Annotated in this window: 10 protein-coding genes; 5 read left to right on the forward strand and 5 right to left on the reverse strand. The window is 72.5% G+C overall.

The window, feature by feature from the left end:
- Positions 1 to 113 precede the first annotated feature (113 nt).
- The 3 genes from ABZ562_RS33780 (at position 114) to ABZ562_RS33790 (ending at position 4349) form a co-directional block, all read left to right on the forward strand.
- The gene (locus ABZ562_RS33780; RefSeq protein WP_361487148.1) at positions 114 to 1949 is read left to right on the forward strand and encodes a VWA domain-containing protein; all 1836 of its coding nucleotides are present in this window, start codon (positions 114 to 116) and stop codon (positions 1947 to 1949) included.
- A gap of 152 nt (positions 1950 to 2101) precedes the next feature.
- Positions 2102 to 3856, forward strand: a complete 1755-nt coding sequence (gene metG, locus ABZ562_RS33785; protein ID WP_361487151.1) for a methionine--tRNA ligase — start codon at positions 2102 to 2104, stop codon at positions 3854 to 3856.
- A 103-nt stretch (positions 3857 to 3959) separates the two neighbouring features.
- Positions 3960 to 4349 (forward strand): DNA-binding response regulator, encoded by a 390-nt coding sequence (locus ABZ562_RS33790; protein ID WP_361487153.1) that lies wholly within the window; start codon positions 3960 to 3962, stop codon positions 4347 to 4349.
- Between the two features lie 84 nt (positions 4350 to 4433).
- Here ABZ562_RS33790 and ABZ562_RS33795 read toward each other — a convergent pair whose 3' ends face one another.
- From ABZ562_RS33795 to aspS, 3 genes are all read right to left on the reverse strand, one after another.
- Entirely contained in the window at positions 4434 to 5348 is a 915-nt protein-coding gene (locus tag ABZ562_RS33795; RefSeq protein WP_361487156.1) for an intradiol ring-cleavage dioxygenase, read from the reverse strand.
- Positions 5349 to 5432: 84 nt separating this feature from the next.
- The gene (locus ABZ562_RS33800; RefSeq protein WP_361487206.1) at positions 5433 to 6239 is read right to left on the reverse strand and encodes a L,D-transpeptidase family protein; all 807 of its coding nucleotides are present in this window, start codon (positions 6237 to 6239) and stop codon (positions 5433 to 5435) included.
- Between the two features lie 68 nt (positions 6240 to 6307).
- Positions 6308 to 8137, reverse strand: a complete 1830-nt coding sequence (aspS, locus tag ABZ562_RS33805; RefSeq protein WP_361487209.1) for an aspartate--tRNA ligase — start codon at positions 8135 to 8137, stop codon at positions 6308 to 6310.
- 118 nt (positions 8138 to 8255) lie between these two features.
- Between aspS and ABZ562_RS33810 the strand changes: the two genes are divergently transcribed.
- Positions 8256 to 10376: a SpoIIE family protein phosphatase gene (locus tag ABZ562_RS33810; RefSeq protein ID WP_361487159.1), complete on the forward strand. Its 2121-nt coding sequence runs from the start codon at positions 8256 to 8258 to the stop codon at positions 10374 to 10376.
- Positions 10377 to 10397: 21 nt separating this feature from the next.
- Here ABZ562_RS33810 and ABZ562_RS33815 read toward each other — a convergent pair whose 3' ends face one another.
- Positions 10398 to 11549, reverse strand: coding sequence for a Dyp-type peroxidase (locus ABZ562_RS33815; protein WP_361487162.1), 1152 nt, complete (start codon positions 11547 to 11549; stop codon positions 10398 to 10400).
- A 67-nt stretch (positions 11550 to 11616) separates the two neighbouring features.
- Between ABZ562_RS33815 and ABZ562_RS33820 the strand changes: the two genes are divergently transcribed.
- Complete coding sequence (locus ABZ562_RS33820; protein WP_361487164.1) at positions 11617 to 12960, forward strand: right-handed parallel beta-helix repeat-containing protein; 1344 nt, start codon at positions 11617 to 11619, stop codon at positions 12958 to 12960.
- Positions 12961 to 12978: 18 nt separating this feature from the next.
- On the opposite strand, the gene ABZ562_RS33825 is transcribed toward ABZ562_RS33820, so the two are convergent.
- Entirely contained in the window at positions 12979 to 13659 is a 681-nt protein-coding gene (locus ABZ562_RS33825; RefSeq protein WP_361487212.1) for a hypothetical protein, read from the reverse strand.
- Between the last annotated feature and the right edge of the window lie 23 nt (positions 13660 to 13682).

Genomic DNA, 13682 nt, shown 5'->3' on the forward strand with positions numbered 1-13682 from the left:
TCGGCACCACGGTCATGCGACGACATGCACCGCACTCGAACACGTGAGAGGTATCTCCCATGGGCATACGGGACCTACTGCGCAAAGTATTCGGACGCTCCCGAACAACCCGGGTGGACGATTCCGCTGCGCCGGAGGCGGCAGTTGTCCCGACCCCCCAGCCCGAGTCGGCCCCCGACCCGGCTGAATCGGCTCCCGACCCGAAGCCCGACCCCGCTCCGGACCCGGCTCCTGCCCCGGCCCCCGAAGAACCCCGGCACGACCCGGCGCTGGGCGAGCCCCTGAAGACCCTGGACGAGATCCTGGGCACCCCCGCCGAACCGACCGTCACCACGGAGGACAAGCCCGCCCAGGCGGCGGACGCCGAGCCGGAGCAGGCGGATCAGGCGGAGACGTCCGCCGCGAAGGACGAAGCCGCGCCCGAGCCGGAGGTGGTCACGCCCGTCGGGGACCAGACCGCCACCCCGGCCGACGTCACGACCGACACCGCCCCGGAGCCGGTGGCGGCCCCGGCCGCCGAGGACGCCCCGGCGGACGACGCCAAGGCGGAGGCGGTAGCCGAGAGCGAGCCGGAGGCGAAGGCCGAAGAGGCGCCCGCGACGGTCGAGCCGACGGCCGAGACCCCTGCGGCGAAGGCCGAAGAGGCGCCCGCGCAGGCCGAACCGACGGCCGAGACCCCTGCGGCGAAGGCCGAAGAGGCGCCCGCGCAGGCCGAACCGACGGCCGAGACCCCTGCGGCGAAGGCGAAGCCGGAGCCGACCGACGCCGCCCCGGAAGCGAAGCCCGAGCCCGAGGCGGCCGTGGCCGCCGAGGCCGAATCCGCCACCCCGGCCGACGTCACGACCGACACCGCGCCGGAGCCGGAGCCGACGGCCGCCGAGGCCTCGGTGGCCGCGACCATGACCGAGGCCGAGGCCGACGCCTCGACGCCCGCGCCGGAGGCAGCAGCGGCCGCCGACGACAAGCCCGCCCCGGCGGCGAAGACCGAGGCCGACGACGAGCCCGCGGCAGAAGACGCCCAGCCCGAGCAGGCCGAGACGCCCGCCGCCGCGGACGACACCACCGCCGAACCCGAGCCCGAGCCCACGGCCCCCGCCGCCCCGGACACCGCCGAGGCCCCGGTGGCCGTCACCATGACCGAGGCCGAGGCCGACGCCTCGACGCCCGAGCCGGAGGCAGCAGCGGCCGCCGACGACAAGCCCGCCCCGGCGGCGAAGACCGAGGCCGACGACGAGCCCGTGGCGGCGAGCGCGGGGCTCGGCGAGCTGGCCGGGATGGGGGCGGCCGCGGGGGACGTGCTCGCGGGGCACGAGCTCACCGGCACCCGCGCCGTCGTCTACCTCGTGCTCGACCGCTCCGGCTCGATGCGGAACTACTACAAGGACGGCACCGTCCAGCACTTCGCCGAGCAGGCGCTCGCGCTCTCCGCGAGCGTCGGCGACAGCGGCACCCTGCCCATCGTGTTCTTCTCGACGGACATCGACGGCACCGCCGAGATCGGCCTGGGCGACTACCAGGGCCGGGTCGAGGAGCTGCACGCCTCGCTCGGGCACATGGGGCGGACGAACTACCACCGGGCGATCGAAGCGGTGATCGACCACTACAAGGCGTCCGGCACGACCGCCCCGGCGCTGGTGCTGTTCCAGACGGACGGCGCGCCCACCGGCAAGGCGGCGGCGGAGAAGGCGCTGTGCGAGGCGGCGGGGCTGCCGCTGTTCTGGCAGTTCGTCGGGTTCGGCGATCCGGAGGCCAAGGGGTTCGACTTCCTCCGTAAGCTCGGCACCTCCCCGGCCCTCGCCGTGCCGGAGAAGCGGGCGCTGGACAACGCGGCGTTCTTCCACGCCGGTCTCGACCCCCGGTCGCTCTCCGACGCGGAGGTGTACGAGGAGCTGCTGAAGGCGTTCCCGGGGTGGCTGGAGCAGGCCCGGGCCGCGGGCGTCCTCGCGTAGGGCATCAGTAACCGGGGAGGGCCATCCGTACGGCGAAACGCCGGGCGGGTGGCCCTCGCCGCTCGGATACGATATGGGCGGCTCGTACGGCGGCTGCCATCCGCCCGGCGGGCCCGACGTCACCCACCGTACCGACTTGGGAGCAGCCTGTAATGGCTCGACACCTCATCACCAGCGCCCTTCCCTACATCAACGGGATCAAGCACCTGGGCAACATGGTGGGGTCCATGCTCCCGGCCGATGTCTATTCCCGCTATATGCGGCAGCGCGGCCACGACGTGCTGTACATCTGCGCCACGGACGAGCACGGCACCCCGGCCGAGCTGGCCGCCAAGGAGGCGGGGCTGCCGGTGGACGTGTTCTGCGCGCAGCAGCACGACGCGCAGAAGGCGATCTACGACGGCTTCGGCCTGGCCTTCGACTACTTCGGCCGCAGCTCCTCCGCGCAGAACGTCGAGATCACCCAGCGGATCGCGCGCGAGCTGAAGGGACACGGCTTCATCGAGGAGCGGTCGATCCGGCAGGTGTACTCCAACGCCGACGGCCGGTTCCTGCCCGACCGCTACATCGAGGGCACCTGCCCGCACTGCGGTTACGACAAGGCCCGCGGCGACCAGTGCGAGAACTGCACCCGGGTGCTGGACCCGACCGATCTGATCGACGCCCGCTCCGCGATCAGCGGCAGCAGCGATCTGGAGATCCGGGAGACCAAGCACCTGTTCCTGCTGCAGTCGAAGCTGGCCGAGGAGGTCGGGGCCTGGGTCGAGGAGCACGGGAAGCACTGGCCGACGCTCGCCTCCTCCATCGCCCGCAAGTGGCTGACGGAGGGGCTGCAGGACCGCGCGATCACCCGCGACCTGGACTGGGGCGTTCCGGTCCCGGCGGACACCTGGCCGGAGCTGGCGGCCGAGGGCAAGGTCTTCTACGTGTGGTTCGACGCCCCGATCGAGTACATCGGCGCGACGAAGGAGTGGGCGGACCAGGACCCGGAGAACCGCGACTGGAAGTCGTGGTGGTACGACGTGGACACGAGCGTGCGCTACACCGAGTTCATGGCGAAGGACAACGTCCCGTTCCACACGGTGATGTTCCCGGCCACGCTGCTCGGCACCCGGGACGCCTGGAAGAAGGTCGACTTCGTCAAGGCGTTCAACTGGCTGACGTACTACGGCGGCAAGTTCTCCACGTCGCAGAAGCGCGGGGTGTTCACGGACGCCGCGCTGGAGGTGCTGCCCGCCGACTACTGGCGCTACTTCCTGATGGCGAACGCGCCCGAGTCCGACGACACGTCGTTCACCTGGGAGCACTTCACCGCCACGGTCAACAAGGACCTGGCGGACACCCTCGGCAACTTCGTCAACCGGGTGCTGTCGTTCTCCCGCAAGCGGTTCGGCGACGAGGTCCCGGCCGGTAAGGCCGCCGGGGAGGCGGAGGAGCGCCTGGGCGAGGAGATCGCGCGGCTGCTGGCGGAGTACGAGGAGCACATGGACACGCTCCAGTTCCGCAAGGCGGCGGCAGCGCTGCGCGCGCTGTGGAGCGCGGGCAACTCCTACCTGGAGGAGAAGGCCCCCTGGCTGGAGATCAAGGCCGACCCGGAGGCGGCGGCGCTTACGCTCCGTACGGCGATGAACCTGATCCACCTGTACGCGATCGTCTCGGAGCCGTTCATCCCGGCGTCGGCGGCGGCCATGCGGTCGGCGTTCGCGCTGGAGGGGGACACCGCGCGGTGGGTCGGCCAGGAGGAGGCCCGGGCGCTGGCCGCGGTCCCGGCGGGCACGGGCTTCACGGTGCCGCCGGTGCTCTTCGCGAAGATCACCGAGGAGGACCTGGAGTCCTACCGGGAGCGCTTCGGCGGCACGGAGGAGCCGGTGGCGGCCCAGGAGCCCACGGAGCCCAAGGCGAAGTAGGGGAAACGGGCCGGGCGGTCGCGTCGATCGTTCGGCAACCGGATGTTTAGCCCGCTCGATGACCCTGTGGAGCACCATCCACCGGGAAGTCGAGGAAAACCCAGTGCCGGACCCATGTGTCACGGTGTCGGTCCACGGCCCCGATCCGCTCGCGCGGGCCGGGGTCGTCCGTCATCTGGATCAGCAGCCCAGCGTCGAGCTGACGCGCCCGACCGGCACGGTGGCCGTCATGCTCGCCGAACGCCTCGACGCCCGCGCCGGGGCCGAGCTGCGCCGCCTGGTGCGGGGAGGGCTGCAGCGGGTGGTGCTGGTCGCGGGCGAGCTGCGCGAGACGGAGCTGCTGACGGTGATGGAGTACGGGGTGCGGGCGGTGCTGTGGCAGCACCGCACCACGCCCCGGCGGCTGCTGCGCGCGGTGCACCGGGTCGCCCGCGCGGAGCGGGGCGAGCCGTGCGGCGTGGACCGGCGGCTGACCGACCTGTTCCCGCGCTGACGACCTGTTCCCGCGCTGAGCGGCCGATCAACGCGGAGAGCCGGAAGTCCCCGGAGAGCCCCCACGGCTCCCCGGGGGCCGCCGTCACATACCGGTGCCGTCGTTCGTCGCGTCGGGGTCGACCCCGAGGGTCAGCGAGCCGACGACCCCCTTGGCGATCTTCCCCTTGCGGTACTGGAGCCGCAGCAGACCGCCCTCGGCCCCGTTGCCGGGGTAGATGCCGTCCTCGTCGAGGGTGGTGCGCGGGGTGGTGCTGGTGCTGTACGGCGCGACCTCGGCGGAGGCGAGCACGGCCTCCTCGGCGAAGAAGAGCTGCCCGGTGTGGCAGGCGTGGCCGCCCTCGTAGCCGGAGTCGGTCAGCTTGCCGCCCACGTGCACCTTGGTGTGGATGTGCACGCACCGGCCCCGGTACCAGCCGGGGAAGACGGTGGTGAACTCGACGAACCCGTGCCGGTCGGTGAGCTGGGTACCGCGCAGGTACCGCTTGTCGTCGGTCGGGTCCTGGTGGCCGCCCCCGCCGCCGGGCGGCCTTCCGGTCGGCGTGCCCGTCGGCGTGCCGGTGGGCGGGGCGCCGGTGGGCGGGGTGCCGCCGCCGGTGCTGGAGTCCTCGTAGCCGGAGTACAGCCCGAGCGCGTCGCAGTGCCAGATGTCGACGGCCGCTTGGGCGAGGGGTTTACACGTCTCGGAGTCGATGACCTTGAGCCGGAGGGTCATCGGGATGCCCTCCTTGCCCTCCGTGATGTTCTTTCTGATCTTGTCGGCGTCGATGTAGTACGGGCCCTCGGTGGTCTCCGAGGTGAGCCGGTAGCAGACCTCCCGGGACGGGGAGGAGGCCGACGCCGAGGGGGAGGCGGCGGAGGACGAGCCGTCGGCGGATGCGGCGGTGGCGACGGCGGTGCCCAAACCGGCTGCCGCGACCGCGGCGCCGCCCGCCACGACGACCCGGCGCCTCGTCATGTCCCGTGCGGTGACGGGAGTGTTCTTCTGGGGTTCGGTCATGGCAGGGGACGCTAGGACCGCAACCTGGCAGGCACATGGGTGCCGGCTGTGAATGCCTGTGCGAACGGCGTCAATGCGCCAAACTCAACGGGCCAGGGAGCCCGCGTCGCCCATCACCACGACCGGATGGCGGTCCGGGTCGAGAGTGCGCAGCAGCGTCCGCATATGCGCCTTGGAGAGGCTGACACAGCCCTGGGTGGGCCCGTCGTGGTCGACGTGGAACCAGATGCCGCCGCCCCGCTCCGCGCCCAGCGGCCGGGTCCAGTCGCGCGGGGAGGTCCCGGCCTTCCGGTTGTAGTTGATCGCCACCACGTAGTCGAAGGCCCCGGCCAGCGGCTCGCCCTCGGCGCCGGTGCCGCTGATGGTGAAGCCCCGGACGGCGTGGTCGTAGGTGAGCCGGGTGCCCGGATCGGGCAGCTTGCCGCCCGCGTCGGTCAGGCCGAAGACGCCGATCGGGGAGCGGAGGTCGCCCTGCTCGTGGTGCTCGGTCCAGCCGCGGGCGGCGTTGTGCGCCTTCCACGAGGGCCCCGCCCGCCAGGCGGTGCCGCCGCCGGTGCCGTCCTCCCGGTCGCCGGCCTTCGCGTCCGCCGCGGACCGCTCGTAGAGCACGACGGTGGAGCGGGACGCGTCCCGGCCGCTGCCGGTGACGACGACGACCTGCTCGGCGTCCCGGGGCACCTCGGCGCGGGTGCGCGGCCCGAGCCCGGGCAGGTCGTCCGCCCGCTCGGCGGGGGCGGGCCGCCCGGCGGGGCTCTGCGTGCCGGACCGGCCCGCGGTGCCCTTGGCGTCCGCGGTGCCCCTGGTGTCCGTGGCGTGCTTACGGGACCCGTCCCCGGGCCCCGCGCAGCCCGCGAGCACCGCGATGGCCAAGGCCGTGGCCACGGCCGGAATCCGTACCCTCACTGTGTCCTCCGCCCCTGGGAACGCACCGGGCACGGACTCCTCTCGTCTCCGCGCCGCTACTCGGCGTTCTTCCCCTCAACCGGCTTCTCAGCCGTCTCGGTCTTCCCGGCCTTCTCCGCCGCCTGCTTGACCTGCGGCTTGCGCACCGACAGGTGCAGCTCCCGCAGCCGGGCCTCGTCCACCTCGCTGGGCGCGCCCATCAGCAGGTCCTGCGCGTTGCCGTTGAGCGGGAAGGCGATGGTCTCGCGGATGTTCGGCTCGTCGGCGAGCAGCATGACGATGCGGTCGACGCCGGGGGCGATGCCGCCGTGCGGCGGCGCCCCGAAGTGGAACGCTCGCAGCATGCCGCCGAATTCCCGCTCGACGTCCTCGCGGGAGTACCCGGCGATCTCGAACGCCTTGAACATCACGTCCGGCTCGTGGTTCCGGATGGCGCCGGACGACAGCTCGGTGCCGTTGCAGACGATGTCGTACTGCCACGCCAGGATGGACAGCGGGTCCTGGTTCTCCAGCGCCTCCAGACCGCCCTGCGGCATGGAGAACGGGTTGTGGGAGAACTCGATCTCGCCGGTGTCCTCGTTCCGCTCGAACATCGGGAAGTCGACGATCCAGCAGAAGCGGAAGACGTTCTCCTCGAAGTGGCCGGTCCGCTTGGCGGCCTCGACCCGCACCGCGCCCATGATCTTGGAGACCTCGTCGAAGTCGCCCGCGCCGAAGAAGACCGACGTGCCGGGCTTGCCCTCGACCTCGGCGACCAGCTTCTCGACGTCCTCGTCGCCAAGGAACTTGGCGATCGGCCCGGTGAGCTTCCCGTCCTCGCCGATCCGGACCCAGGCCAGCCCCTTGGCGCCCTGCTCCACCGCGAACTCGCCGAGCTGGTCGAAGAACTTCCGCGGCTGCTCGGCGGTGTCCGGCACGGCCAGCGCGCGCACGTGCTTGTCGGCGAATGCCTTGAAGCCCGAGCCCGCGAAGACGTGGCTGACGTCGACCAATTCGAGCTTGGCCCGCAGGTCCGGCTTGTCGGAGCCGTACTTCAGCATGGCCTCGCGGAACGGGATCCGCGGGAACGGCGAGGTGACGTGGCGGCCGCCGCCGAACTCCTCGAACAGCTCGGTCATCACCTTCTCGATGACCTCGAAGACGTCCTCCTGCTCGACGAAGCTCATCTCGACGTCGAGCTGGTAGAACTCGCCCGGCGAGCGGTCGGCGCGGGCGTCCTCGTCGCGGAAGCAGGGCGCGATCTGGAAGTAGCGGTCGAAGCCCGCGATCATCAGCAGCTGCTTGAACTGCTGCGGGGCCTGCGGCAGGGCGTAGAAGCGGCCCGCGTGCAGCCGGGACGGAACCAGGAAGTCGCGCGCGCCCTCGGGCGAGGTGGCGGACAGGATCGGGGTCGCCATCTCGTTGAAGCCCTGCGCGGTCATCTTCTGCCGGATCGCGGAGATCACGGCGGAGCGCAGCATGATGTTGCGGTGCATCCGCTCCCGGCGCAGGTCCAGGAAGCGGTGCTCGAGACGCCGCTCCTCGCCGACCCCGTCCTCCGGGTAGACGGTGAAGGGCAGCGGGTCGGCCGCGCCGAGCACCTCGACGTCCGCGACCTCGACCTCGATCTCGCCGGTCGGCAGCTCGGGGTTGACGTTGTCGGCGCCGCGGGCGATCACCCGGCCGTCGACGCGGACGACGCTCTCCTTGGTGATCGAGCTGAGCTTCTCGTTGGCGGCGGTGTCGGGCCGGACGACGAGCTGCACCAGGCCGTAGTGGTCGCGCAGATCGATGAAGAGGATGCCGCCCAGGTTCCGTCGATTGTGCAGCCAGCCGGAGAGCCGTACGTCGGTGTCGACGTCAGCGGCGCGGAGCTGGCCACAGGTGTGGGACCGGTACCGATGCATCATTCATCCAAGTCGTCTGGTCGGGAGGCTTGCGTACCCTCGTGAAGCTTCCGGCCAAGCCTACCGGCGCCATGACCCTCACTGGTAAGCGCGCGGAAAATGCCCATAAGGTAGCGCAATGCGCACCGAGGACCTGCTGGCCGCCATAGCGACCGGCCTGTGGCGGTGGGACAGCGTCTCGGGCGCCGTCTCCTACGACGCCGAAGCGGCCCGTCTGGTGGGCCTGCCCGCCGAGGCGGTCACGCTCCCCGAGGCCGCCGCCCGGGCCTGCTTCCACCCGGCGGACTGGCTGGAGGTCAAGGCCATCGTGGAGCTGGCGGTGGCCGAGGGCACCCTCGCCGAGACCCGGCTGCGCATCGTGGACGACAAGGGTACGGTCCTGCGCACCGTGCGCACCCGGTCCCGGCCCGTCCCCCGCGCCGACGGCCGCGACGGCTTCCATCTGCTCGGCACGCTCCAGGAGGTCGCCGAGCCGCTGCCCGGCACCACCGCGGGCGGCACCCCGGTCACCGGCGACTGGCGGCGCAACCGCGAGGCGTTCCTGCTGGACGCGGGGCGGGCGCTGGCCGAGGCGATGTCCACCGCCGAGGTGCTGCGGGTGGCCGCGGGGCTGTCCATGCCCGGCTTCTCGCCGGACGGGCTCACCGTCTTCGGCCTCAAGGGTGACCGGATCTCGCTCATCGGCCACCACGGGCCCCGGGCCGACGCCGAGCACCCCTTCTCCGAGATGCCGGTGGACACCGACTATCCGGCGGCCGAGGTGGTCCGCACCGGCCGGGCCGTCTATCTGCCCTCGCCCGACGAGTACCGGGGCCGGTTCCCGGCCGCCTGGCACCGGGTACGGCCCCGCAAGCGCCGCTCCTGGGCCTTCCTGCCGCTGATCGTCGCGGGCCGCACCATCGGCGCGTGGATGGCCGGTTTCGCACATCCGGTGGCGTTCTCGCCCGACGAGCGCTCGGTGCTCACCACGATCGCGCGGATGCTGGCCCAGGCGCTGTCCCGGGCCGCCCTCCAGGAGACCGAGCGCGAGCTGTCGGACGGCCTCCAGCGCTCGATGCTGCCCGCCGCCAAGCCCGACATCCCCGGGCTCACCGTGGCCGCGCGCTATGTGCCGACCGGCGGCGGGCTCCAGGTCGGCGGCGACTGGTACGACGTGATAGCGCTGCCCTCGGGGCGCACCGCCCTGGTGATCGGCGACGTCCAGGGGCATGACGTCCGGGCCGCCGGGATCATGGGGCAGCTGCGGATCGCGGTCCGGGCGTACGCCTCGGAGGGCCACCACCCGGACGCGGTGCTCGCCCGCGCCTCCCGCTTCCTGTGCGGACTGGCCGACCCCAATGGGGACGGGTCCGACGATCCGCGGTTCGCGACCTGTCTGTACATGGAGGTGGACCCGGTCGCGGGCACCCTGGACATCGCCCGCGCGGGCCATCCGGACCCGGCGGTCCGGCTGGCCGACGGCACGCTGATGATCCGTCCCACCGCGGGCGGGCTGCCGCTGGGCGTCGACCCGGAGGGCGACTACCCCACCACCCGGGTCGTGCTGGAGCCCGGCGAGACGCTGCTGATGTGCACCGACGGGCTGATCGAGACCGGCGGCCACGACCTGGAGACCGGCTGGGACCGGATCCGGTCGGTCTTCGAGCACCCGGCCACCGCGACCGACGGCCCCCACGACCTGGAAGCGCTCGCCGAGGCCCTGGTGCAGGCCGTGCACGGGCCGCCCTCGCACCACACCACCGGCCCTCTCGCCGACCGCCGCGAGGACGACATAGCGCTGCTGCTGATCCGCCGGGACGCGGAGGTGTGCCTGGTCGGCCCCGGTTCGGCGCCGGTGCGGCGTACCGCGATCACGCTCGCCCAGGCCGAGCCGGAGCGGATAGCGGGCGCCCGCCGCCAGCTGCGCGACATGCTGCACGACTGGGCGGACCCGGACCAGGTGGAGTCGGCGGTGCTGCTGCTCTCCGAGATGGTCACCAACGTCCTGGTGCACACCGACGGGGACGCCCTGCTGGTCGCCGAGGTCAGCGGGCGGCGCGGGTCCAGGCGGCTGCGGCTGGACGTCGCGGACGGCAGCGACGAGCTGCCGCACCGCCGCCGCCCCGGCGAACTCGCGTCGTCCGGGCGGGGACTGCTGCTGATGGAGATGCTGGCCGACGCCTGGGGTGTCGACCCCCGGGGCGACGGCAAGTGCATCTGGTACGAACTCCACGAGCGCCCGCCGGAGGCGGCGGGCTAGAGGGCTGAGCGGTTGGCCTGTTCAGCGGAAGAGCCGGTCACCGAGCGGGCGTCGTCCGTCGAAGCCGGGAAGGATCAGGAAGGTCGCGCTGGCGGTCGTGGTCGTGAATCCCAGCAGGGCGTCGGAGTTGTCCATGCTGGTGAGGGTGGCGGTGAACGTGCGTATGTCGTTCTGGAAGCTCATGAAGAGCAGGCCGGGGGCGGGTTCGTCGATGCTGTAGGAGCGACGGAGCATGAGGCCGACGCCGACCACGTTGGCGTGCGCTCTGCGGGCGTGGGCGTCCGCCGGGACGAGGTAGCGTCCGTCCGGTGTCTTGGCGCCGAGGTCCGGGCCCGAGGCGATGGTGCCGCCGGAGAGGGGCACGCCGGTGGCCCGGTGCCGGCCGAAGACGGCTTCCTGTTCGGCGACCGGCAGCCTGGCGAACCGCGACAGGTCGAGTTCCATGCGCCGCAGGACGGCCAGGGTGCCGCCGGCGACCGGAGCCGGTCCGGCCAGCCACAGGTGGCGCTGTTGTTCGGCCCTGGTGTGGGGGCCCACGATGCCGTCGACGAACCCGAACAGGTTCCGTGGCGCGGCGAGGCCCTGACGCACCGGCACGTTCGCACCGCGGCGTCCGGACTGCCGCCAGCGTTCCCGTATCCGGTCACCGGCCTGCTCCAGAAGCGCGGCGGCCACGACGGTGACGACCATGGGGTCGCCGGCGCAGATCTGTATCAGCAGGTCGCCGCCGCGTGCCTCGGGGGCGATCCGCTCGCGGGAGAACCGCGGGAGGTCCGTCGCGCCGGGGAGGGCGGGATCGACCGTGCGCACCAGCCGGGGGCCCACCCCGATCGTCACGGTGAGATCGCCGGGCGGCAGGCCCATCAGCCGTGCGTCGGACCCCGTGGTGAGCGTGCGGACGGCCCGGCCGAGTTCGGCCAGCAACGGGCGGACCGGCGCGGCGTCGTCGAGGTCGGCCACCACGGCCAGCAGGTTCGGCTGGGCCGGCTGCGGGCGCGCGATGCCCGCCTGGTACCGGCCCGTTGGTGACACCGGCGGGGTCGGCGCGGGGGCGTCGGACCGGTCCGGCGGGGCGGGACGCGCTTGGCACCCGGCGGTGAGGCCGGCGGCCGCGGCCGTACCGGTGGCACCGAGAAATAAGCGACGTGGCGGATTGAAGTCGGCTTGGCGCACAATGTGAACTGTGCCATATCCGTTCCGGCACCTCCGGCCGGGACGGCGTCCGTGCCAGGATGAGGCCATGCCTCGTCTCCGGCTTCGCCTGATGGCCGCGGTGCTCGGCACACTGGCACCCTTATTGGTCGGCTGCGACGCCGACGACGGCGGATCGAGCGACGGGCGGCGGCCGCCCGGTGAGCACGTGACGATCAAGGTGCCGGCCGACGCCCCGACGATCTCGGACGCGGTGTCCCTGGCCCGGCCCGGCGATCTCGTGCTGGTCGCGCCGGGCGTCTACCACGAGTCGGTGAAGATCTCCAAGGCTCGCGTCACCCTTCGCGGCGCGGTGCGGGACAAGGTCGTCATCGACGGGCGGTTGAGGCAGCCGAACGGCGTCGTCGTCACCGCTCCCGGGGTGGCCGTGGAGAACCTGACCGTGAAGAACAACACCCAGAACGGGGTCCTGGTCACCGGTTCGGCGAAGGCCGCCGCCGGATCGCCGGGGCAGTCCGGCGGCTACGACACCGGCGACGAACCCGTCACCTTCCTGAAGTCCTTCCTGGTCTCCCACGTGACCGCGACCCGCAACGGGCTGTACGGCATCTACGCGTTCTCCGCGCAGAACGGTGTCATCGAGCACTCGTACGCGTCGGGCTCGGCCGATTCGGGGATCTACGTCGGACAGTGCAGGCCCTGTCGCATCGCGGTCCGGGACAACATCGCCGAACTCAACGCGGTCGGCTACGAAGGCACCAACGCCGGCGGCGAGATGTACGTGACCGGCAACCGCTTCGCCGGTAACCGGGTCGGGCTCACCACCAACTCCGACCACCAGGAGAAGCTGCTCCCGCAGAAGGACGCCGTCATCGCGGGCAACCTGATCGCGGCCAACCAGCAGGCGGCGACCCCCGAACAGGCCGACGGCGGGTGGGGCATCGGCATCGGCATCGACGGCGGCAGCGGCAACCGGTTCGTCCGCAACCGCGTCACCGGCAACAGCAACGCCGGGCTGATGATCACCGCGACCGCCGATCTGCGGCCGGACGGCAACCGGATCCTGGACAACACCTTCGCCGCCAACGGCCTCGACGTCGGCTGGACGTTCCCCACCGCCACCAAGGGACGGGGCAACTGCCTGCGCGGCAACGAGCTGCGCACGACGGTGCCCGCCCGGCTCGCGACCACCGCGTCCTGCCCGCGCCCCGCCCGGTCGCCCTCCCCGTCCGGCACCTGGGCGAAGCCGGCGGCACCCGGCGGTATCCCGTTCACCGAGGTGGCGGCGCCCCCGCGACAGCCGCGGTTCCCGAAGGCCACCACCACGGGCGCCACCGCCGTTCCGGCCGTTCCGGCGCTCCCGGACACGGCGGGCATCCGGCTGCCGTCGGCGTCGCTGCTCGCCGCGGGCGCGCGGGTGAAGACGCCCTGAGCGGCGTCGCCGCGGCGGCTACCGCGCCGGGGTGCCTTGGGGCACCGGCCGGACGGGAACGTAGGTGTGGGTGTCGAAATCGATGACCACCGGCCGCGACGCGGAAGCCACGGCGACGCGCACCCGGTACATGGTGCCGTCCGAGCCGATCCAGTAGCGCACGGTACCCGCCGTACCGGATCTGGCACGGGCGCTCGGCCCGGTCATGATGTCCACCTGATGGCCGTCCAGCCGGTCCCGTCCCACCCAGGCGGCACCGTTCTGGGGCAGGAGTTCGGCGTTGTCCGGCCGGTCATTGCCGAGCTTCAGCGCGATGGCCAGCGAACTGTCCAGCGAACTGCCGGACGTTCGCAGCGGGCGGCTGTACCAGCCCGACCCCGGCGGCCGTGCCGGTGCCTTCGCCGGGGGGTTCGCCATCGGGTGGACCAGCACGGTGGTGGCCGTCCACTGGATCAGCCCGTCGCTGGACGCGTCGCGCCCCGTGCCGCGCACCACGCCGTAACCGGTCTTGGCGCGGAAGTCGAGGGATCCGGTGACGACGAGCCGGCCGGCGGTGCCCGGGACGTCGATCGTCACGGCACGCCCGCCCTCCTGGTAGTTGCGGAACCGCGTGACCGCCAGAAGGTTCGCCTGGTCCGAGGTCAAAGCCTTGGGACCGGAGGGGGCGGAGTCGCCGTCGGCGGCCAGGAACGCGGCCACCGCGACGGCCACACCGCCGAGGA

Source organism: Streptomyces sp. NPDC019937 (assembly GCF_040631655.1).
Classification (GTDB): domain Bacteria; phylum Actinomycetota; class Actinomycetes; order Streptomycetales; family Streptomycetaceae; genus Streptomyces.